General features: G+C 57.0%; 30 protein-coding genes. 28 read left to right on the top strand and 2 right to left on the bottom strand.

Features of this window, described 5'->3' with window-relative positions:
• Positions 1 to 351: 351 nt before the first annotated feature.
• Positions 352 to 510, bottom strand: coding sequence for a hypothetical protein (locus RLW41_RS13480; protein ID WP_414461767.1), 159 nt, complete (start codon positions 508 to 510; stop codon positions 352 to 354).
• Positions 511 to 616: 106 nt separating this feature from the next.
• Between RLW41_RS13480 and RLW41_RS13475 the strand changes: the two genes are divergently transcribed.
• Together RLW41_RS13475 and RLW41_RS13470 are read left to right on the top strand one after the other, a co-directional pair.
• Positions 617 to 922: a hypothetical protein gene (locus tag RLW41_RS13475; protein WP_414461766.1), complete on the top strand. Its 306-nt coding sequence runs from the start codon at positions 617 to 619 to the stop codon at positions 920 to 922.
• 476 nt (positions 923 to 1,398) lie between these two features.
• Entirely contained in the window at positions 1,399 to 1,995 is a 597-nt protein-coding gene (locus RLW41_RS13470; protein WP_414461765.1) for a hypothetical protein, read from the top strand.
• On the opposite strand, the gene RLW41_RS13465 is transcribed toward RLW41_RS13470, so the two are convergent.
• Positions 1,992 to 2,651: a hypothetical protein gene (locus RLW41_RS13465; protein ID WP_414461764.1), complete on the bottom strand. Its 660-nt coding sequence runs from the start codon at positions 2,649 to 2,651 to the stop codon at positions 1,992 to 1,994. The genes RLW41_RS13470 and RLW41_RS13465 overlap by 4 nt on opposite strands.
• A 383-nt stretch (positions 2,652 to 3,034) precedes the next feature.
• On the opposite strand from RLW41_RS13465, the gene RLW41_RS13460 reads away from it, so the two are divergent.
• The 26 genes from RLW41_RS13460 to RLW41_RS13335 all read left to right on the top strand — a co-directional run bounded on the left by RLW41_RS13460 (position 3,035) and on the right by RLW41_RS13335 (position 17,502).
• A complete protein-coding gene (locus tag RLW41_RS13460; RefSeq protein WP_414461763.1) occupies positions 3,035 to 3,355 on the top strand; it encodes a hypothetical protein in 321 nt (106 codons plus the stop codon).
• Positions 3,342 to 3,563, top strand: coding sequence for a hypothetical protein (locus RLW41_RS13455; RefSeq protein WP_414461762.1), 222 nt, complete (start codon positions 3,342 to 3,344; stop codon positions 3,561 to 3,563). Before RLW41_RS13460 ends, RLW41_RS13455 begins: the two co-directional genes overlap by 14 nt.
• A complete protein-coding gene (locus RLW41_RS13450; protein WP_414461761.1) occupies positions 3,560 to 3,781 on the top strand; it encodes a hypothetical protein in 222 nt (73 codons plus the stop codon). Before RLW41_RS13455 ends, RLW41_RS13450 begins: the two co-directional genes overlap by 4 nt.
• Positions 3,771 to 3,965, top strand: coding sequence for a hypothetical protein (locus RLW41_RS13445; RefSeq protein ID WP_414461760.1), 195 nt, complete (start codon positions 3,771 to 3,773; stop codon positions 3,963 to 3,965). The genes RLW41_RS13450 and RLW41_RS13445 overlap by 11 nt, the downstream gene beginning before the upstream one ends.
• Positions 3,962 to 4,219: a hypothetical protein gene (locus RLW41_RS13440; RefSeq protein WP_414461759.1), complete on the top strand. Its 258-nt coding sequence runs from the start codon at positions 3,962 to 3,964 to the stop codon at positions 4,217 to 4,219. The genes RLW41_RS13445 and RLW41_RS13440 overlap by 4 nt, the downstream gene beginning before the upstream one ends.
• On the top strand, positions 4,216 to 4,371 hold the full coding sequence (locus RLW41_RS13435) for a hypothetical protein (RefSeq protein WP_414461758.1): 156 nt from the start codon (positions 4,216 to 4,218) through the stop codon (positions 4,369 to 4,371). The genes RLW41_RS13440 and RLW41_RS13435 overlap by 4 nt, the downstream gene beginning before the upstream one ends.
• The gene (locus RLW41_RS13430; RefSeq protein ID WP_414461757.1) at positions 4,368 to 5,564 is read left to right on the top strand and encodes a hypothetical protein; all 1,197 of its coding nucleotides are present in this window, start codon (positions 4,368 to 4,370) and stop codon (positions 5,562 to 5,564) included. Before RLW41_RS13435 ends, RLW41_RS13430 begins: the two co-directional genes overlap by 4 nt.
• 15 nt (positions 5,565 to 5,579) lie before the next feature.
• Positions 5,580 to 6,716: a hypothetical protein gene (locus RLW41_RS13425; protein WP_414461756.1), complete on the top strand. Its 1,137-nt coding sequence runs from the start codon at positions 5,580 to 5,582 to the stop codon at positions 6,714 to 6,716.
• A gap of 7 nt (positions 6,717 to 6,723) precedes the next feature.
• Positions 6,724 to 7,182: a single-stranded DNA-binding protein gene (gene ssb / locus RLW41_RS13420; RefSeq protein WP_414461755.1), complete on the top strand. Its 459-nt coding sequence runs from the start codon at positions 6,724 to 6,726 to the stop codon at positions 7,180 to 7,182.
• A gap of 50 nt (positions 7,183 to 7,232) precedes the next feature.
• Positions 7,233 to 7,727 (top strand): hypothetical protein, encoded by a 495-nt coding sequence (locus RLW41_RS13415; protein WP_414461754.1) that lies wholly within the window; start codon positions 7,233 to 7,235, stop codon positions 7,725 to 7,727.
• A 133-nt stretch (positions 7,728 to 7,860) separates the two neighbouring features.
• On the top strand, positions 7,861 to 8,688 hold the full coding sequence (locus tag RLW41_RS13410; RefSeq protein ID WP_414461753.1) for a pentapeptide repeat-containing protein: 828 nt from the start codon (positions 7,861 to 7,863) through the stop codon (positions 8,686 to 8,688).
• The gene (locus RLW41_RS13405) at positions 8,685 to 9,152 is read left to right on the top strand and encodes a hypothetical protein (RefSeq protein WP_414461752.1); all 468 of its coding nucleotides are present in this window, start codon (positions 8,685 to 8,687) and stop codon (positions 9,150 to 9,152) included. The genes RLW41_RS13410 and RLW41_RS13405 overlap by 4 nt, the downstream gene beginning before the upstream one ends.
• Positions 9,153 to 9,154: 2 nt before the next feature.
• Positions 9,155 to 9,400, top strand: a complete 246-nt coding sequence (locus RLW41_RS13400) for a hypothetical protein (protein WP_414461751.1) — start codon at positions 9,155 to 9,157, stop codon at positions 9,398 to 9,400.
• Positions 9,387 to 9,650 (top strand): hypothetical protein, encoded by a 264-nt coding sequence (locus tag RLW41_RS13395; RefSeq protein ID WP_414461750.1) that lies wholly within the window; start codon positions 9,387 to 9,389, stop codon positions 9,648 to 9,650. The genes RLW41_RS13400 and RLW41_RS13395 overlap by 14 nt, the downstream gene beginning before the upstream one ends.
• On the top strand, positions 9,650 to 9,997 hold the full coding sequence (locus tag RLW41_RS13390; RefSeq protein ID WP_414461749.1) for a hypothetical protein: 348 nt from the start codon (positions 9,650 to 9,652) through the stop codon (positions 9,995 to 9,997). The genes RLW41_RS13395 and RLW41_RS13390 overlap by 1 nt, the downstream gene beginning before the upstream one ends.
• Positions 9,997 to 10,188 (top strand): hypothetical protein, encoded by a 192-nt coding sequence (locus tag RLW41_RS13385; RefSeq protein WP_414461748.1) that lies wholly within the window; start codon positions 9,997 to 9,999, stop codon positions 10,186 to 10,188. The genes RLW41_RS13390 and RLW41_RS13385 overlap by 1 nt, the downstream gene beginning before the upstream one ends.
• Positions 10,185 to 10,865: a hypothetical protein gene (locus tag RLW41_RS13380; RefSeq protein ID WP_414461747.1), complete on the top strand. Its 681-nt coding sequence runs from the start codon at positions 10,185 to 10,187 to the stop codon at positions 10,863 to 10,865. The genes RLW41_RS13385 and RLW41_RS13380 overlap by 4 nt, the downstream gene beginning before the upstream one ends.
• Positions 10,862 to 11,845: a DUF5131 family protein gene (locus RLW41_RS13375; RefSeq protein WP_414461746.1), complete on the top strand. Its 984-nt coding sequence runs from the start codon at positions 10,862 to 10,864 to the stop codon at positions 11,843 to 11,845. Before RLW41_RS13380 ends, RLW41_RS13375 begins: the two co-directional genes overlap by 4 nt.
• On the top strand, positions 11,842 to 12,330 hold the full coding sequence (locus RLW41_RS13370) for a hypothetical protein (protein ID WP_414461745.1): 489 nt from the start codon (positions 11,842 to 11,844) through the stop codon (positions 12,328 to 12,330). Before RLW41_RS13375 ends, RLW41_RS13370 begins: the two co-directional genes overlap by 4 nt.
• The gene (locus RLW41_RS13365) at positions 12,327 to 12,887 is read left to right on the top strand and encodes a hypothetical protein (protein ID WP_414461744.1); all 561 of its coding nucleotides are present in this window, start codon (positions 12,327 to 12,329) and stop codon (positions 12,885 to 12,887) included. The genes RLW41_RS13370 and RLW41_RS13365 overlap by 4 nt, the downstream gene beginning before the upstream one ends.
• Positions 12,884 to 13,087 carry a hypothetical protein gene (locus RLW41_RS13360; protein ID WP_414461743.1) on the top strand — a complete coding sequence of 68 codons (204 nt, stop codon included), beginning with the start codon at positions 12,884 to 12,886 and terminating at the stop codon, positions 13,085 to 13,087. Before RLW41_RS13365 ends, RLW41_RS13360 begins: the two co-directional genes overlap by 4 nt.
• Before the next feature lie 14 nt (positions 13,088 to 13,101).
• Positions 13,102 to 13,443 carry a YkgJ family cysteine cluster protein gene (locus RLW41_RS13355; RefSeq protein ID WP_414461742.1) on the top strand — a complete coding sequence of 114 codons (342 nt, stop codon included), beginning with the start codon at positions 13,102 to 13,104 and terminating at the stop codon, positions 13,441 to 13,443.
• Positions 13,440 to 13,901 (top strand): RNA methyltransferase, encoded by a 462-nt coding sequence (locus tag RLW41_RS13350; RefSeq protein WP_414461741.1) that lies wholly within the window; start codon positions 13,440 to 13,442, stop codon positions 13,899 to 13,901. The genes RLW41_RS13355 and RLW41_RS13350 overlap by 4 nt, the downstream gene beginning before the upstream one ends.
• Positions 13,902 to 14,093: 192 nt before the next feature.
• Positions 14,094 to 15,296: a hypothetical protein gene (locus RLW41_RS13345; protein ID WP_414461740.1), complete on the top strand. Its 1,203-nt coding sequence runs from the start codon at positions 14,094 to 14,096 to the stop codon at positions 15,294 to 15,296.
• Positions 15,293 to 15,556 (top strand): hypothetical protein, encoded by a 264-nt coding sequence (locus RLW41_RS13340; protein ID WP_414461739.1) that lies wholly within the window; start codon positions 15,293 to 15,295, stop codon positions 15,554 to 15,556. The genes RLW41_RS13345 and RLW41_RS13340 overlap by 4 nt, the downstream gene beginning before the upstream one ends.
• A gap of 302 nt (positions 15,557 to 15,858) precedes the next feature.
• Positions 15,859 to 17,502: a B12-binding domain-containing radical SAM protein gene (locus RLW41_RS13335; protein WP_414461738.1), complete on the top strand. Its 1,644-nt coding sequence runs from the start codon at positions 15,859 to 15,861 to the stop codon at positions 17,500 to 17,502.
• The last annotated feature ends 330 nt before the right edge of the window (positions 17,503 to 17,832 follow it).

Genomic DNA, 17,832 nt, shown 5'->3' with positions numbered 1-17,832 from the left:
ACGTTCCTGGGCGTGGAAATTTCAAAATTAGAAGGGCGTCAGGAACCGTTGGCAGCGATAACGCTACGGAGCCATACAGGTCAGATCGAGAGAGCGTGGTGCGATCTCCCGAACTTGAAATTTCTTCTACGGTCACTCGCGAGCGAGCCAATGATTCGGGATTTTCCCGATCCGGTGCGAGAACCTCGACCGACACTTCCAATTTCGGAAACCGATCGACGCTAGGAGCACCGACATAGCCCTGGATCGCATCAGCAAAGGATGCAAAGCCGCGCGGAAGAACCGTCTCGCCCTTCTGAAGAATAGCGGGCGGTTCGTACGGACCGATGCCTGCTGGTGCCCTCTCGGTCATCAGACGAGATTCCTCTTCTGAGCGTCCTGCACCGTCGAAACTATTGTTTTCGGAAGCGAAGCCTGCAGGCTGTTGACCTGCATCTGAAGGCGCGTGAATTGATCGGCAGTTCCATCGCGTACGATGCGCCGGCAGAGCCGTTTCCAAAGATAGATCATCTTCCCCTCAACCCCCTAAGCAGCATCTGCCGGTACTTCACCCGCTCCCGACATGACGAATCGCTCCAGAGTGCGAATTGCAAAGTCCACAACTGGAGAATTCATCATGTCGGAAGATATCGAAAAGACGCTTGATAGTCTGTATTTGCGCCAAATCATGCACCAGAACGCACTTTGCATTCTGTTCGCCAATCTTGGCGCGGCCATGGGGCCGGGCAAAACCGAAGAATTGCTGAAAGCGTTTGAAGCCGAGGCAAAGCACATCATCGGAATTCGGCATCCTCTTGAGGATGAATCTCCTGAAGGCCAGAAACGGCGATCCGATCTGATGAAGAAGAACCAGAAACTGATTGCGGCGTTCTCGGATCGAGTTCGGCAAGCCCGCGTGAAGCCAAGTCCTCGTAAGGGATGAATGTCTCTTGACCGCCTTCCCCGACCAGGGTGACGCCGCCCGGGTCGGGACTGCGGACGACGTCAACAGGCCTTTCCAATTCAGAAAGCCGACGCTCGATCTCAGACAGTCTTTCTTCGGTCGTCATCAGTTCACCTTCCTAAGCCGCGTCAGCGGGTACTTCGAAGAACCATTCATAACCGAAGCTTATCTCTGTGATTTCGAAGACGAATTGCGTATAAATGCTTCGATTTTATCGACAGTCTTCAGCCTGACGTCCTTCCCATCTCGAAGCCTCTTAACGAAGCCACTGTCGTTCAAGGCCATCCGACCGAATTCGGATGCAGACAGACCATTGACCTCTAAGAACCGATCGATCTTGTCGACCAGCTGCTCACGGATGTTGTTCATGACCGAGAAGTTATGTGGATATTTCCAACAAGTCAATTGGAAATATCCTTGTGGGCTCTTGACCGTCGCCTTGGCAATATCCAAACATGGATGAGACGTGGTTGAAGCGCGCCCTGACGCGCATGAAAGTGCTGGGCTTGACGGTGACCGACCTGAATAGGGTCGGCAGCAAAAGCGGTACGCTGATTACTGATGCGGAAAGGAAGGGATCCAGTCCCTCGATAGATAATTTTGCGAAATTGGCGCGCCTTCTGCAAATGGGAGTCGGCGAATTATTTGATGGCGATAAACCCGTGCCGGAGAGATTATTATTGCAAGGTTTTGTGCGGGGGTCGGAAATGTGGCATGCTGCGTCGAAGAAAGAAGCAAAAGAAGTAAAATTATCATTTTTCGACAAAGACTTAGTTGTTCTGGAAATTGAAACTCAAGAAATGCAGCCGAGTTATCGGCTTGGAGACGTCGTTGTCGGCCCGAGAATGGTCGGGCGAAACCTCGACAATCTTATTGGCAAGGACGTGATTTGCGAGACTGGAGATGGCTCCAAATACCTGAAGAAACTTGCAAGGGGGCTCAGGCCTGGCACCTACAATCTTCGCTCGCTCATCCATGGCGTGGATGATCTCGAGTCGCAAAAAATTAGCTGGGCGGCCCCCGTCGAGATGATCATTCGCAGCCCAAGTTAGGATTGCGATTTTGAGAACAGATACTCGGTAAGGCCGATAGCAGAAGTCATTCCGGTAGGAATGACTTCGGTATCAATTTCGGCTTCATATGGCCACTTTACGTGGCGCACGGTGATCTTCTTGGCCTTTAGGGCTTCAGCTAGGGCGTGTCCGGAAATACAGCCCGATCGATCGGCCTTGATTGGGTGGCCACCGTCGATCCGGAACATGGCTTGCTTCCCAGGGAAATCGTGCATACCTGCGCAAATGGCAGTAGGCTTACGCTCGCCAGCAAATAATACAATGAGCGGCGCATCCATTCGCGAAAGCGTGCATGATCTTGAATCGTCCATCTTGTCCGTCTGGCAGCGCACATTCCATTTGTGCATAGACAATTCATCGCTATCTAGATTTACGCTGCCACTTCCATCAGAGAAATAGCGGTATTCAAATCCATCCGGCGTTCGTCCCTTGCGATAGGATTCCATAATGCCGAGGACCGGACCCGCATTATGGGCCGGAATAATCATTTCATTGGCCTGCCATCCGTCAGGAGCTGGCGTGCCTGCACTTTCCAAATCGGAAACGGTCGTCGGTCCAGCAGACGTCACTATGGGATAAGGCTGCTGGGCACATCCCCCTGACAGCAACGCTGCGCAGATAATTATTCGTCTCATTATGGCCCCCCACCACTACGCGACAGACTGAGCACATCTGAGCCCGAGCGCAAGCGCTTCGCCCGCGCCAAAAATTGGATTTTTGGAAATTTCCAATTTTGTTGTTGACCGTTTGGATATTTCCAATCATAGTCCACGCATCAACCTTGGTTGGCAAGGCGAAGCGGGGCGAACGACAAAATGCAACCGGCACTTCAAGCATCACATGCAAGTCGAGAGGTTCAGCCGGTTGTCATCCGCTGCGCACCGCGCCAGGTCACGTACGAGCTTTCAGCCTCGACCTTGCTCCGCCTCCAAGACCAGGAGCGCATCAATTTAAAGCTGGCTCACCTGCAGGCGTGCATGGCGCGCTCGGGTGTGAACATGACGGGAGGGCGTGCACGATGAGCAAGCCCGTCGAACTGATCATTGCCAATGTCGTTCATGAAATTCAGTACGCGATCAGCAACCTGTCCGTAGAGGCGCAGGAAGTTGCGAAGAAGGTCGCAGCGACGGGTTCTGATCCTGTCGCGCAGACCGCGGCGCGCTCGATGCTCGCGGCCATCGCTTTCGGTGCCGATCTATCTCAGGTTCTGAAGGCGCTCGCATCCGTTGGCGGCCCGAGCACACAGGACGAGATCGCACAGAGGCTTTCGGCTGCTCGTGATGCCATGGCTCGTGAAGCCGGTGGGAAGACAGCGGAGGCTTCCAATGTCTCGCGCTGATCGGATCGACATGCCACTTGGTGAAATCGTTTGCGAAGAATGCCGCGGTGATCCGCGCCAGTACCGCATCGACTTCGATGTCGATTGTCCGAACTGCCGCAACGTCGGGACGGTTCCTGATCCTGATTATTACGACGCCAGCGAAGCTTTTGATCCGCGTGCTGAGTACGGCACACACCATCACATCTATTGCGGAGGGCGCCGATGACATCGAACCCGGTAATCGATTGGGAGCCGACCTCGGCCATCAATCATGTCGAATGCGATCTGATCACGCTCCTGAAGCGTGATGACCTCACCGAGTCCGAGAAGGTGGCTATCCGCATCGCACGAGAAGCGATGCAGGTCGCCTGGAACTTGGCTTACGACCGCAAGAAAGCTGCTGAAGCCGCTCAATCAAGCGAGGTCGCCAGCAATGGAACATGATCTCAGGTACCCGACAGCCACTGGCATTCTCGAAGCGGCTGCCGAATTTGCTGCGATCGACATTGAGAGCATCATTCGCAACACCGTCATGGACGCATGGGCGAAGGAAGAGCTTGCCGATGCGGCGCGTCATCTTCGTGAAGCTGTGAAGCGTTCTCAGGACCTCACGGAGCGCGCGCGATGAGCCCGGAACCTTTCCGCACAAAGATCGTCGAGATCAAAGCCATCCAATGGGATGGTACAGATATCACGTTCTTCGCCCTCAAGGCCTGGGCTGGCGAGCTGATTATCCGCTCATCGGATGGTTCTGACCTGATCATCTTTGAGCCAACGGGCTCGTCTTACGTGAATATCGGCGATTGGATCATCAAGCAGAACGGCATCTTCTCGCTTTGCCCGAAGGACATCTTCGCCTGGAAGTATGAGGCGGTGTCATGATGTTCGACTCCGCATCAAACGACGCGATCCTTTTTCTCACGATCATTATCGGCGGCATCGTGATGCCGTTTGTCATCGCGCTTTCGATTGAGATCGGAAACGCGCGGAAGAACCGTTGCGCCTGGCGCGATAGTTTTGGGGGAGAGCAATGACGACCGAACGCAACGTCTATCAATATTGGCAGAAGCATCACAAAGGCGAGCAGACCGACGAGATGCGTCTGCCAACGCTCTCGGGAAACATCAATGCGCTCGCGGGCTGGGAAGACCCGCAACCCGGCCTTTGGAAAATCAAGACCGGCGGCGGATATCTCGATGGCAAGAAGAGGCCGAAGCAGTTCGCGCTGATGCAGGTCTGGCTTTGCCGCAAGGGCGATGCCGAGCGCAAGCCCGTCACATATTGGGAAGACGGTCTTGAACTCGTCGGCGATATCGACGGCCAGCCCGTCTCGGCGGATGTTCTCGCTTCTCGCTGGGTAGGTTCCACCTTCCTGACGAAAAAGGAAAAGACCTACTACTTCGACAATGAGATGCGCTTCGAGGAAGAAGCGCCGCCGGCGACGGACAACAGCAACGATCTAACGACGTTCGAAGGCATGTGCGCCCAGATCCGCGGCGAAATCTTCGAAGCGACACGGTTCTTCGCTGAGAACCCGATCGCCAGCAAAGCGCTCGCCGATCGCGCCGAGAACTATCGCGGCCGCATCGCGAAACTCGGCAAGCAAGCCGACGAACTCAAAAAGGCCGAAAAGCGACCGCTGCAGGACCTCGTCGATGCTGTCGAAGCCAAATGGAAAGTCGTCATCACCGAGGCATCGTCGGCCGCGATGATGCTGAAGGGCCTCGTCGACACCTTCGATGCCGCCGAACGCAAGCGCATCCGTGAAGAGGCCGAAGCTGCCGCCAAAGCGAAATGGGAAGCCGAGCAGAAGGCAAAACGCGAAGCCGCGGCGAAGGCTGAAGAGGAGCGCAAGGCGGCAGAAGCCGAGAACGCGCGCCGTCTCGCCGAGCACCAGGAGAAGATGGCCGACGATCCTATCGCGGCGCTCTCAGAGCCTGTCGAGTTCGTGCCCGAGCCGGATGTTCCCACGGTCGTCGAAGAGGTGTTCGTCGCCCCGGTCGTCGATGTCCCGAAGGCTCTTTACGGCACCGGCACGGAAGGAAATCGCCGGAGCGCCAAAGAGCCCGCGCCGACGGCGATCATCACGGACCTGAAAGCGGCAGCGCTCTTCTACGCCGAACAGAACGATCCCGATCTCATCAAGCTCATTCAGAAGCTGGCGGACAAAGCCGCGAAGGCGCGGGCAACCGTGCCGGGCATCACGATGCAAAAGGCTGCGGCCTAAACCGAGGATACCGCGATGTCGCGACACGAGATCATCATCCCGCCCGATCGCCAGACCGCGATGGCGGAACCCGCAATGGCGGAACGGCTCGCCAAAGTCGAGTTCGACCGGCAGATCGCGACCGCCCGGCAGTTCCCTCGTTCGATTGAAAAGTCTGTTGCCGCGATCACGACACTGGCGACGCTCGACGTCGAGACTGCGCAGGACTGCATGTATGTCCTGCCCCGCGGCGGCAAGAACATCAGTGGTCCCTCTGCCCGCTTTGCCGAAATCATCGCTTCTCAATGGGGCAACAACCGTGTCGCCGCGCGCGTCGTCTACGTCGATCGCGATGAAGGCTTCATCGAAGCCGAAGCGATCTTCCACGACCTCGAAACGAACTCCGCGTCGACGTCGCGTGTCCGCCGGCGGATCTTGGACAGCAAGGGCAAGGTCTATAACGAGGACATGATCATCGTTACCGGTAACGCGGCGTGCTCGATCGCCCGCCGGAACGCAATCCTCGGCGGTGTACCCAAACCCGCTTGGCGTCGCGCCTACGATCGCGCCCAAGCCGTAATCAAAGGCGACGTCCAATCTGTCGGAACGACGCGCGACCAGCTCGTTGCTGCATTCGGCTCGCTCGGCGTCGGGCCGCTAGCGATTGCCGCCGCTCTCGACCTCAAATCGGTAGCGGACGTCAAGCTCGACGATATCGTCACCTTACGCGGCATGTATGCGACGCTGAAGAGCGGCGAAGCCTCCGTCGAAGAAATGTTCGGCGAACAATCGAGAGCAGATCGTGCCGCGCTGGCGAAGGTGAACTCGCCCGATATTCCTGATGCCGAGGAACCGGAGAAGAAGCCGGAGCCGAAGCAAGAGGCCAACGTCGCCCAGGCGAGCACGCTTCTGCCGAAGACCGAGGCACCGAAGCAGAGCGCGCCATCTGACGACGATATGTTCCCCGGCGACCGTCCGGCGCGAACCGAAAACGTTCACCTCTCGCCGGAGGCGTTCATCGCATCGCTGCAAGCCGAATGTCGAAACTGTGACGACATGGGCGAACTCGAGAAAATCCGCGCCAAGCATAAGCCGATGATCAAGAAGCTCCCGAGCAACTTCGCTCAGAGAGCGACACAGATCATTGACGACGCTTTCTTTGCGGCATCGTGAGGGCGTCATGGCTGGTTCGGTCAATAAAGCAATTCTTGTAGGCAATGTCGGCAAGGACCCCGAAATCCGCCGCACGCAGGACGGTCGTCCGATTGCCAATTTGAGCATCGCGACGAGCGACACCTGGCGCGACAAGCAGACGGGCGAGCGCAAGGAACGCACCGAGTGGCATCGCGTCGTCTGCTTCAATGAGGGACTGAGCGGCGTCATCGAGAAATATGTGCGCAAGGGCACCAAGCTCTACGTCGAAGGCTCCTTACAAACGCGAAAATGGACCGATCAGAGCGGTGCCGAGAAGTATTCGACTGAGATCATCATTCAGCCATTCAACGGCACGCTGACGATCCTTTCTTCTCCCGATGGCGACCGCAAACCTGCGGAACCAAAGCAGGAAGAGTTCACCGGCACGAAGTTCGAGAAGGGCTACTTCGACAAGCCCGCTGAGGACTTCGACATCCCATTCTGAGTTCAGTTTCCCCTGCGTTTGTGCATGCGTCAAAACCAATGGAGACCCCGATGCGGGCCCTGACGATTGCTATTCTCGCACTTCCTCTAGCGCTTGCACCGGCGCATGCGGCATCACTTCTGAAATGCGGTGATGGACCGCTTGATATTCACAACTGTCCGGCGGGACCTGCGGGAAGTCCGGGCGTCGATGGCCGCGACGGAATCGACGGCAAAGATGGCTCCCCTGGCGTCGCCGGAAAGGACGGGAAGGACTCAACGCTCCCTGGCCCCCAGGGCGCACGCGGATTACCCGGCCGTGACGGCAGGGACTTCGATGAGGACGACGCGCTTGCGCTGAGCGCCGCACTGTCGCCCCCGGTTTGGCTGGGCGACAACGAGAAGGTTCGCATCAGCATCGGGACCGGCTTCACGGGTAGCGCTGCTGCCGTCGGAGCTACCGGCGTCGTGCGGATCAATAGCGCCCTAGCCGGCTTTGTCGGTGGCGCTGTATCGGCCGAGAGCGGCGACGCTGTGGGCAAGGCCGGCATCTCAATCGGCTGGTGATCAACCGAATACTGCGGTTCCCGGCGTAAGGCCACGGCATCAAGCACAACGGATGCTCCCCACGTAGGCCCGAAGGTAAGTAGCGCTGAAGCTCCCGGACCGCAGTTCATAATTTTGAATGATAGAGGGCAAGATGAAATTTGAATTTCGATCCCGCTGGGACAGCACGAAGATCATTTCGGAAGTCGAGTTCGAATGTTCGGCCGATGCCTCCGAAGGCATTAAGCTCGGTCTGGCGATCAAGGCGGCGATTAAATCCGGCGCGAACCTCGGCGGCGCGAACCTCCGCGGCGCGAACCTCTACGGCGCGAACCTCTACGGCGCGAACCTCCGCGGCGCGAACCTCTACGGCGCGAACCTCTACGGCGCGAACCTCCGCGGCGCGAACCTCTACGGCGCGAACCTCTACGGCGCGGACCTCGGCGGCGCGAACCTCTACGGCGCGGACCTCGGCGGCGCGGACCTCTACGGCGCGAACCTCCGCGGCGCGAACCTCTACGGCGCGAACCTCTACGGCGCGGACCTCTACGGCGCGGACCTCGGCGGCGCGGACCTCTACGGCGCGAACCTCCGCGGCGCGAACCTCGGCGGCGCGAAAGATCTCCCGGAAGCGGCGCTGCGGGTTTTCAAAGCAGACCTTTGGATGACGCTAACGCAAAATCGATCCGAAGCTGCCGGTGTCATCGTTGCATTGCGTGAAGGTCGAGTTGACGGAAGTACCTATGCTGGCGACTGCGCCTGCTTGGTTGGTACCATCGCCAACGTCCGTGGCATCGACGTTGGTGCGCTTGATAAGGGATCGGATCGCCCCGCCGAACGCTGGTTTGCGATGATCAGCAAAGGTGACAAGCCCGGAGATGATTCCGGCGGCGGTTTTGCTTCACGGAAGGCTTTGGAGTGGACTGAGGAATGGTGCGTTCTCAATGGGATTGAGGTTCCTGCAAGTGAGGCCGCAGCATGAGCCGCATCGCAAAAATCAAATTCAAGGACGGCCTTTGGCAGATCGTCGAGATCTCTGGAGAAGGCTCGCACGTCGAGTCGGAAACGACGCACAAGATCTACGAAGAACCGCATCCTGATCTTCCAGCCGCTCTCGCCGGCCTCGTCTCACACGCCCGCGAAATCCTCGAATGGCCGACGAGCTACGCCGACAACCGCGTCAGGATCACCGGCGTCTCGTTCTCTCATTCCGAGGACACAGGCGTCGAGGGGGCAGTGATCACCGGGTTCGTCGATCTCGATACCTCGGACTCGCCGTTCTCCTTCAACACGCCTCACCTTCCCTTCGAGCAATACAAGGAAGGCAATACCGCGAAGCTGATGCCGGATGGCGCCATCGATGCGCTCGAAAACCTAAGAACCGAAGCGGCGAAATTCCTCAAGGGCAAGCGGGCTCAGGGCAATCTGTTCGAGAGGGCGGCGTAGACATGGATGATTCCACCGAGATTGAGTTTCGCGAGTGTCCGCATTGCGGCGGCTACGGCGTTCGCGACAACGGTAAGAATTGCCGCACATGCGGCGGCGTCGGAAGTGGCGGTCTTTCGTCCGGCGGCATCGGCAGCGGCGAGATCATGATCGACAAGAAGACTCGTCGCCAGATCACCGCGAAGGAATTTCGCCAATATCACGAAGCCAAGGCAAATGAACAGGGGCGCCTAAATGTCGATCGATAAAGATGGTGGTGCGGCATACCCAGTGATCCCCCCATTAGATCCAGAAGTTCCCGGAAGCGCTTCGGGCTATCCTTACCCTTCATCTGGCATGACGCTTCGCGATTACTTCGCGGCGCAGGCACTCCCATCCCTGGTTCTCGCGTGCGGGAATGACACGCTCATTGATGGCGAGACGCTGGAAAAGCATGTCTCACGACTAGCCTATGATCTTGCTAGTGCGATGCTGAAAGCTCGGGAGGGCAAATCCTAATGCCCGCACCTGAACCCATCCTTGGCTACCCGAGCAAGACCGCAGCGGTTCGTGATCTATTCGATAACAAAAAGATGAAGCGTCGCGAGATCGCGGAATTGCTCGATATCGAGATCTCAACGGTGAGTTCTCTCATCTTCTATTCGAAGAACGGCAAGCGGCAGGATCCGGCGCGCGCCGACGACCGCATGATGCAGATGCCCGGCGATCTCTTCGCATTGGCCAAATCGGATGCCGAACGCCGACGCATTACACCGCACGAATTGTTCCGCCGCATCGTCAGAGCTGTGATCGAGGAAGGCATCGTCGATGCTGTTCTCGATGATGCTGAGGAGTATCGGCAGTGATGGAAGAGCCCATCCCAAAATTCACGCCGCAGCAGCTAGTCGGGCTCAAGGAGTCCGCTACCGGCATCCGAAAGATGATCCGGCTGCTCAATAGCGGTCCAGGCGGCGTTGTCCAGCTCAAGAGGGAATTGAAGGAGCGATTGGAGTTCGTCGATCACCAGATCTTCGTTGCGGAAAGGGATCAGGCATGAAAGTGACGCCGACCCTTTTTAGCGCGCCGATGGTTAGGGCCATCTTAGATGGTCGGAAGACGATGACACGGCGCATCCTCAAGCCTCAGCCCGACTTCCCGCCGCATCCTCGCGGAGGGATTGGCTTCTCGGCACTGACGCCAGAACGGCATTATGAGATTCGTGGATGGACCGAGGAACAAGGTCCCCTGATGCGACACCGACCGCTTCGATTTTGGCGGGGCGATCTCCTTTGGGTCCGCGAGACGTGGGCGCGTGTTCATGACAATTTCGACTGCGACGATCCTTTTTGTCGGCACCGCTTCATGTTCGCCGCCGACGATCAAGGCGGCAATGATGAACTTAAGTGGAAGCCTTCAATCCACATGCCCCGCCTCGCATCTCGACTTACCCTAGAGGTCAAGAGCGTCAAGGTGGAGCGAATTCAGGACATCAGCGATGATGATGCACTCGCCGAAGGCGTCTCGAAGATCAAAGATCACTGCTACGTCATCAAGGGCTTTGGCTACGACACCGCCGGCCTTTGTCACTCCCGCCCGACGATTCCGTTCGCCATCCTCTGGAAACATCTGAACGGCGAGGAAGCCTGGGAAGCCAATCCGTACGTCGTTGCAGTGACCTTCAAAACCCACCAATGCAACGTCGATGACTTCCTGAAACAGCGGGAGGCGGCATGAGCGACACTACAGACATCGAGTGGACGAACGCCACCGTCAATTTCTGGCACGGCTGCACCAAAGTCGGACCTGGCTGCGACCATTGCTATGCCGAGACGATGGACTCGCGCTTTGGCGAATCCCATTGGGGCCATGGCGTCGCTCGGAGGAAGATCAAGAGCGCGGTTGGGCTCCTTCACCGGCTCGATAATGCCTATGCCGATTGGGCGGCTGACGCAGAATGCGCGAACGGGAATGCTCGGGCGTTCGGGATGCCCGATCCTCAAGTACCGCGCCGGCGACGCGTCTTCATCCAATCGATGTCAGATCTGTTCGACTTGGAAGTGCCAACGGAATGGTTTACCGAAGCATGGCGCACCATCACGATTTGTAATCGCATCGACATCCAGATTGTCACCAAGCGAGTTTCCGCTATCGAGAAGCGGCTGAGCGAAATCGGCGCGAAGACATGGCCAGTACACGCTGGCCTGATCGTGACCGTCGTCAATCAGGCCGAAGCGGATCGCGATATCCCGCGTCTTTTGGCTTTGAAAACGAAGATGGGGATACCTTGGGTAGGTATCTCCGCTGAGCCATTGCTGGAGCCAATTGACCTCGAAGCGGTTAAAATCGAAGCGGCTCCCGGCTTCTTTGGAAGCCCTTTGCGCTGGCATCACCGGGGCAAATGCCACGTCGATGAAGGCGTCCGTTATCCGACATTAGATTGGGCCATAATTGGCGGTGAATCTGGCCCCCGCGCGCGCCCCTATGATCTCGAGTGGGGCCGCAGCATCATTGCTCAGTGCAAGGATGCTGGCGTTCCTGTCTTTCATAAGCAGGTTGGATCGCATCCGGTTGATAGCGCGAGACTGTGCGCACCAGATGATCGACCGCTGAGGCTTAAGCCGGTCGACCGAAAAGGCGGTGACCCCATGGAGTGGCCGAAAGAACTTCGCGTCCGGGAATTTCCATCAGTCGCAAAGCAAGTGGTGACGGCATGAGCCAGCGCATCAGAAAGGCCTGGGAGGTTTCGACGACCTGGAGCCGCGAAGACAACGAGTGGGATTGGATTTGGGCTGAGACGGCATCGAAGGCGCGCTATGCTTTCAAGCTCATCATCGGCGATTGCTACGACGATATCGAGTTCTCGGACATCCACGTCAGGCGCGCCAAGCATCACGATCTCGTCTTGCCCGCCGAACACCGCCTCGTGGCCGAACTCAGCGACGAAGAGCGCGACATCATCCTTCACGCCTTCGCGGCCGATCATAAGCGCGAGCCCGGCTATCGCGATCATTACTGCACGTCACCAAGCGATAGCCGACTTCACCGTCTCGCATGGGAACTCGGGCTTTTCAGCGGCCCTCACGGTCAGGAGACCGGGTACGGCGATGTCAAAGGTTGGTGCGGCGTCTTCTATTATCTCACCGATCTCGGAAAGCATGTCGCGCTTTCGATGATGCCAACATACGGGAGTGTGTCATGACGCCTCTCATGTTCGGCAACACTCCCGTACCGTGGACCGTCTCATGGTCGGCCGAGGAAGGCATGTTGTTGGCGCGGGACCCTTTCTTTGGCGGCCGCCTTGCGATCAGCCAGCGCGAACTGCCCGGCCAGGGCAAGCCGCAATTCGGAAAGCCGCATTCGAACCGACAGCGGAAATGTATCGCGCAATGTCGTTGCGATCTTTGCGGCCGTCTGCTCAAGCTCAGCACCAAGGTTTCGCTATCGCATGCCCGGCCGGTAATGCACGGTGCCGAAGGCTGGGCGATTTTGCAGGTCGAACCTTTGCTGCATCCCGAATGCGCCGCGCGATGCATCAAGTTCTGCCCGTCACTGAAACGCGACGTTGACGCCGGCACTCTGATGATCCGGCACGTCACGAAGTGGCGGCCCCAGTGCGCCATCATGGATGAAATCTACACCAAGGAAGTCACGGGCCAAGCCGTGAAGGCACTCGGTCACGCCAAGGTCGAGCTGATGCGGTGGACCGATCACGATCTCGACTGGCTGAATGCTAAGGCGGAAAGGCAGGCGGCATGAACTCGACGATCACTTTCAAACTGGAGTCCCCATTCTTTACGGCATTTCTGTTGGCGTGGGGCGTCATCTTCGCCGTCGGCATCAATCAGATTTTGAATGAACTGTCTCAAAACGACGAGACCCCTCCCCTTCGCATCGAATTCTCACCTCAAATCTCAGAGCCTCATTACGAGAGGCAGGACTATCGGGGGCCGGTATGACTTTGGAAACCTTCATGCCTCTTCGAGATTCGACTGTCATCTGCGCGGGCTGCCGCCTGTGCTGCCAGAACCGCTCACTTGTCCCCCTTCTCCGTGAATATGGTGATCGGCCGGAAGACTATGAGACGCAAACCATTTACGGCCTAACCGCTCTAGCGATGAAATCGAACGGAGACTGCGTCTATCTCGGCGATGATGGCTGCACGATTTACGACCGGCGTCCGATTATCTGCCGGAAGTATGATTGTGCCGAGCACTATCGCAGCTTGACGCGCGCACAGAGAAAAGAGGCGATAGCGCAAAAAATGATCTCGAAGGAAGTTCTCGCAGCGGGACGAGCGAGGCAATCGCCATGAACCAGCGCGGCTACTTCGCTATCGGCCTTTGCCAGCCGAAAGTTCGCGAGAACGTCGGCAGCGTGCTTCGCGCCGCATCTTGTTATGATGCGGCCTTTGTCGCCGTCACCGGCAGAAGATTTGAGCAGGCCTGCACGGATACCGCGAAAGCTTGGCGCCATCTTCCACTGCTCCGAACTCAGGATCTTCTCGCGATAGTTCCATACAGCTGCAAGATCGTCGCGATCGAGATCTGCGACAAAACTGAGAGCCTTCCTGCATTCGAACATCCCGAGCGCGCCTTCTACATTTTCGGCCCGGAAGATGGCTCGATTCCACCTTCGCTCATCGAGAAAGCACATCACGTCGTCAGCATTCCAACGCGGTACTGCATGAATTTGGCCTGTACAGCGAATGTCGTTCTTTACGATCGGATGGCGAAGCGTGCTCGCGTTCCAAAGACAGTGGAGGCGGCATAGCATGGCTGAGCAGAATAAGGACCTCATTCCGCTCGACGAGGCGCAAGAGCTTTTGCCGGCCGGTCCAGACGGAACGAAGCCGACGATCCGCTGGATAAGCGAAGAGGCGCGCCGCCTGTCATGCTATAGAAAAATCGGCAAAAGCGCGTTTATCATCGGCGCCGCTTGGACTTATTTCGTGCAAGGTATCCCATGGCCATACGCATATCCTGGCGCGAGCACATCGCCAAAGACGGCACCAAAACGACCTATGCGAGATACAAAGAGCCGCGCCGTGTCGAAGGCGGTGCCGTCGAGCTCAAATCCGTTGAGCGAAGCATTGGCACTCGCTCGAAGCGCGAGGGCGCGAAACTAGTCGAGGAATGGTACAAACAGGCGGTCGAGAAAGCCGATGCCGAACCCAAAGAAATTCCGACTTTTGCTGAGATCGCCGTTGTCTATCAGCGGACGCAGGGCGCATCGATTTATTTCGTTCCTATCCTTGAGAAGATCGGAAACAGACTCATTTCAGAAATCGATCAGAACCTCATGACCTCGCTAGCGACTGAGATTTACCCGAACCGTACCGCGGCGACGATCAACCGGCAACTCTTCACGCCGGTCAAAGCGGCGCTACGCTTATCTGGCCCCATCGGAATCGGCATCGCGGCAACTCTCAAACGGCCGAAGGGCCATGATAGCCTGCCCGATCTCGACGTTCCGAAGAATGATTGGTTCAGGGCCGTGCTTCCCCACGCCAATCCCTGGCTTCGGGCATTTCTGATCTGCGGCCGGTTGCATGGTCGCCGACCGGGCGAGTACCTCAATCGCAAGCGGGAGCATTTCGACGCCGAGGCGCGTACCCTTCTCGTCAGGGACAACAAGGGCAAGCAGAACATCGTTATCAATCTTGCCGAGCCCGCCTGGGCGGCGCTCATGGCACTTCCGGACCTTGCGGAAGCCGAGAAGATTCGGATGGGTGACCGGGGCAAGGAGACGCCAAGGCTGACGAAGAGCAAGCGCGGCTACCTGTTCGGCACAAAATGGCAGAGCACCATGCGGAATTGGCTGCTCGACGCCTGTAAGGAGGCCGGGGTTCCGTACCACATGGCCAAGGAAGCCGGCCGCCACGCCTTTGTGACGGGGCATCTGAGCGAGGGCAAAAGTCTGAAGTGGGTGCAGGACGCCGGGCACTGGAAGACGATCACGGCGCCGGCTCACAAATATTCGCATCTCGAAAAGCAAGAGGTCCATCGCCAAGCGAAGGATGGAGGCGAAAGTTGGTTCTCCAACAATGTCGGCAAGGTCTCGGCTGGCGCGCCGTTGCTCATCGTTTCCGGGGAAAATGCGGAGACGGAAGTTTCGTCAAACCGTGGGGACGAGATGGGGACGAACAAAGAGAGGAAGGCGAAATGACCTCAAAAACTCCCGTATTTGCTGGCATTTTGAATGCTGACCCTGATCTTGGAATTAGCCTTGGTAAGGGAGAGGTCGAGAGTTCAATCCCCTCCGGCAGCACCAGCATTTTTGCTCCAAAAAGCCAGGCAATACAGAGCGTGACGTCGATATTTCGAGCTGCTCCCAAGCGTCCCGTAAAGTACGTATCTCTCGGCGCCGTTGACGGTCAAATAAGCGATGAGTTGCATCGCTATTTCGATCGCTCCAGCCGCAGGTGATTTAATCCCATTCCTCGACTCTTGCTGCCCTAGGACGGTATCTGAACGAGCTAACAGCAATTATGACCGCTTTCGCTCTTCAGACCTTCGCTAACTAAGCGAGGCAGGTTGCGTCGGCCCCCCCGCTTCTGCAGGCACCGCAACATTTGAGATGACATTAGTTGACCGACGCCTGCTCCGATGATCCCTTGTCTTTCGATTGGCCGATATGACGCCGTTCCAGATAGGGAACATGGCAACCAGTCTAGGTGTCACCGCGTTTGGAACCGGCAAGAGGTAGGTTCGCCCCAGCGAGGTGACTAATGGCTGACATCGTCATCATCAATCCACGCTTCAATACGTCCTTCTGGGGCATGGAGCACTGCATGGGGATGCTGGGCAAGCGTGCGAACTTGCCGGTTGCATGCCTGCCCCTCCTCGCGGCGCTCGTCCCGGACGACCATAAGGTTACGATCGTCGATGAGAACGTCGAAGACTTGGACTTCGAGCGTCTCGGTCGTGCGGACATGGTGTGCTTGACGGGAATGTCAGTGCAGGGCGCGCGACTGCTGGAGATCCTCGACCAGCTTCGTCTGCGCAATGTATTCACGGTCGTAGGCGGCCCCATGGCAACCGTCGAGCCTGAAGCATTCCAAGATCTTGCCGACGTTATTTTTGTCGGCGAAGCAGACGTTACTTGGCCGCAATTTATCAAAGAGTGGGAGGCAGGGCGGCACGCACATCGCTACGAACAGACTGAAAAAACCAACATGACCACACTGCCGCTGCCGCGCCTCGACCTGTTGAAATCACAACACTATATGTTTGGGAGTATGCAGATTTCGCGCGGCTGTCCTTTCACGTGCGAGTTCTGCGATATAATCGTTACATTCGGGCGCAAGCCCCGTCTCAAGTCAGCCGATCAGGTGATCGACGAACTCGATGCCTATTATCGTGCCGGCGTTAGGATCATCTTCGTCGTTGACGACAACCTCATCGGAAATAAGAAAGCAATCAAACCGCTGCTGCGTGAGATCGCCAAATGGCAAGAGGCGCATGCCTATGCGCTCACGCTTTTCACGGAAGCTTCACTCGACTTAGCGGAAGATGAAGAGTTGATGGGCCTGATGGGACAGGCTGGGTTTCAAAGCGTCTTCATCGGTATTGAAAGCCCAGATGAGGCCTCCCTCAAGGAAACAAAAAAACTTCAGAATGTTCGAGAGCGTGCCGGGACGCTTGTTGAGCGCGTTCGACGCATCCAGGATCACGGCCTGGATGTTTGGTGCGGAATGATCGTTGGATTCGACAGCGACAAACCGCAAGCTTTCGATGTCTTGCCGGGTTTCCTCGCAGAAACCCGCATCGCGCACGCTCTTATTGGACTATTGCACGCCATTCCAACAACACCTCTTTTTGAGAGATTGAAATCAGAAGGCCGGCTGAACGATGATGCCGGCAGCGATGCCTTTGGCACGAACGTTATTCCTCTTGGAATGTCGCCTGCCATGCTGCGTGAAGGACTGGTGCGAGCGACCGAAAAGTCCTATTCGGCGAGCGCCTATTTTGAGCGTCTTGATAGGTTGTTCGTGGATGGTAAGTTCAAGTTTGCGGTTCATCAATTGCCCTATTGGCGAAATCATCGCTGGGCCTGGATAAAAAGCTGCATCGAAAATTATGTTATGTTTGCAGTTCTAGCGCTGCGCGTGGTTCACCAAATTGATGATCGGGCCATCGCACGTCGTTATCGGGCGCAGTTGCTGCAAATCGTCAAAAAGCGGATGTTCGAGCCGCAGTTATTATTTACGTATGCAATCAAAACGGCGATGCACCATCATTATGCGACGATAACAAAAAGTCTTGTGGCATCCGCCGGTGGGCCTGTACCGGAAGCGGTACGGTCGTTCTCTCGAACCAAGTCCGGGCGCCTAGACACGCGGCAATCCTCCCAGATCGATCGTGTTGCTTAAGCTTTCGCAGACTGCGTGTAGATTTTCTCTTCGATTTTTAGCTTCATTCAGGAAGCTGCCATCGAACTAGCTCAAGAGCTTAGCTTCTGGAGGCACGGTTTATCTGAGCTCGAATTGATGAAAAGATTGGCAAATATTGTCGGCGTGGTGACCGCATGAAGGAAATGAGCGCCTGGGAACGCATGCTCCGGCAACCTCGCTCAACTTCCCATTCTCACGTTCGTGCACCGATCAAATGTCCCCTCTTCTGCAAGACGCCGGAGGGCTGGGTGCCGGACATGTCGACAATGCCGACCTAAGCGCACCGCAACTTGGCCATGCCCACTTAAG

Source organism: Hyphomicrobium sp. DY-1 (genome assembly GCF_047497105.1).
In the GTDB taxonomy this organism is placed as follows: Bacteria; Pseudomonadota; Alphaproteobacteria; order Rhizobiales; family Hyphomicrobiaceae; genus Hyphomicrobium_B.
Note: the sequence above shows the minus strand (reverse complement) of the source record. Positions and strands in the feature narration are given on the sequence as shown.

Excerpts from the sequence above, each read along its gene's own strand:
- RLW41_RS13480 (WP_414461767.1), bottom strand. The coding sequence starts at position 510 with ATGATCTATCTTTGGAAACGGCTCTGCCGGCGCATCGTACGCGATGGA.
- RLW41_RS13415 (WP_414461754.1), top strand. The coding sequence starts at position 7,233 with ATGCGGGCCCTGACGATTGCTATTCTCGCACTTCCTCTAGCGCTTGCA.
- RLW41_RS13370 (WP_414461745.1), top strand. The coding sequence starts at position 11,842 with ATGAGCCAGCGCATCAGAAAGGCCTGGGAGGTTTCGACGACCTGGAGC.
- RLW41_RS13455 (WP_414461762.1), top strand. The coding sequence starts at position 3,342 with ATGTCTCGCGCTGATCGGATCGACATGCCACTTGGTGAAATCGTTTGC.
- RLW41_RS13405 (WP_414461752.1), top strand. The coding sequence starts at position 8,685 with ATGAGCCGCATCGCAAAAATCAAATTCAAGGACGGCCTTTGGCAGATC.
- RLW41_RS13410 (WP_414461753.1), top strand. The coding sequence starts at position 7,861 with ATGAAATTTGAATTTCGATCCCGCTGGGACAGCACGAAGATCATTTCG.
- RLW41_RS13335 (WP_414461738.1), top strand. The coding sequence starts at position 15,859 with ATGGCTGACATCGTCATCATCAATCCACGCTTCAATACGTCCTTCTGG.
- ssb (WP_414461755.1), top strand. The coding sequence starts at position 6,724 with ATGGCTGGTTCGGTCAATAAAGCAATTCTTGTAGGCAATGTCGGCAAG.
- RLW41_RS13380 (WP_414461747.1), top strand. The coding sequence starts at position 10,185 with ATGAAAGTGACGCCGACCCTTTTTAGCGCGCCGATGGTTAGGGCCATC.
- RLW41_RS13470 (WP_414461765.1), top strand. The coding sequence starts at position 1,399 with ATGGATGAGACGTGGTTGAAGCGCGCCCTGACGCGCATGAAAGTGCTG.
- RLW41_RS13390 (WP_414461749.1), top strand. The coding sequence starts at position 9,650 with ATGCCCGCACCTGAACCCATCCTTGGCTACCCGAGCAAGACCGCAGCG.
- RLW41_RS13445 (WP_414461760.1), top strand. The coding sequence starts at position 3,771 with ATGGAACATGATCTCAGGTACCCGACAGCCACTGGCATTCTCGAAGCG.
- RLW41_RS13475 (WP_414461766.1), top strand. The coding sequence starts at position 617 with ATGTCGGAAGATATCGAAAAGACGCTTGATAGTCTGTATTTGCGCCAA.
- RLW41_RS13360 (WP_414461743.1), top strand. The coding sequence starts at position 12,884 with ATGAACTCGACGATCACTTTCAAACTGGAGTCCCCATTCTTTACGGCA.
- RLW41_RS13350 (WP_414461741.1), top strand. The coding sequence starts at position 13,440 with ATGAACCAGCGCGGCTACTTCGCTATCGGCCTTTGCCAGCCGAAAGTT.
- RLW41_RS13430 (WP_414461757.1), top strand. The coding sequence starts at position 4,368 with ATGACGACCGAACGCAACGTCTATCAATATTGGCAGAAGCATCACAAA.
- RLW41_RS13395 (WP_414461750.1), top strand. The coding sequence starts at position 9,387 with ATGTCGATCGATAAAGATGGTGGTGCGGCATACCCAGTGATCCCCCCA.
- RLW41_RS13355 (WP_414461742.1), top strand. The coding sequence starts at position 13,102 with ATGCCTCTTCGAGATTCGACTGTCATCTGCGCGGGCTGCCGCCTGTGC.
- RLW41_RS13400 (WP_414461751.1), top strand. The coding sequence starts at position 9,155 with ATGGATGATTCCACCGAGATTGAGTTTCGCGAGTGTCCGCATTGCGGC.
- RLW41_RS13450 (WP_414461761.1), top strand. The coding sequence starts at position 3,560 with ATGACATCGAACCCGGTAATCGATTGGGAGCCGACCTCGGCCATCAAT.
- RLW41_RS13440 (WP_414461759.1), top strand. The coding sequence starts at position 3,962 with ATGAGCCCGGAACCTTTCCGCACAAAGATCGTCGAGATCAAAGCCATC.
- RLW41_RS13425 (WP_414461756.1), top strand. The coding sequence starts at position 5,580 with ATGTCGCGACACGAGATCATCATCCCGCCCGATCGCCAGACCGCGATG.
- RLW41_RS13385 (WP_414461748.1), top strand. The coding sequence starts at position 9,997 with ATGGAAGAGCCCATCCCAAAATTCACGCCGCAGCAGCTAGTCGGGCTC.
- RLW41_RS13465 (WP_414461764.1), bottom strand. The coding sequence starts at position 2,651 with ATGAGACGAATAATTATCTGCGCAGCGTTGCTGTCAGGGGGATGTGCC.
- RLW41_RS13345 (WP_414461740.1), top strand. The coding sequence starts at position 14,094 with ATGGCCATACGCATATCCTGGCGCGAGCACATCGCCAAAGACGGCACC.
- RLW41_RS13435 (WP_414461758.1), top strand. The coding sequence starts at position 4,216 with ATGATGTTCGACTCCGCATCAAACGACGCGATCCTTTTTCTCACGATC.
- RLW41_RS13365 (WP_414461744.1), top strand. The coding sequence starts at position 12,327 with ATGACGCCTCTCATGTTCGGCAACACTCCCGTACCGTGGACCGTCTCA.
- RLW41_RS13340 (WP_414461739.1), top strand. The coding sequence starts at position 15,293 with ATGACCTCAAAAACTCCCGTATTTGCTGGCATTTTGAATGCTGACCCT.
- RLW41_RS13375 (WP_414461746.1), top strand. The coding sequence starts at position 10,862 with ATGAGCGACACTACAGACATCGAGTGGACGAACGCCACCGTCAATTTC.
- RLW41_RS13460 (WP_414461763.1), top strand. The coding sequence starts at position 3,035 with ATGAGCAAGCCCGTCGAACTGATCATTGCCAATGTCGTTCATGAAATT.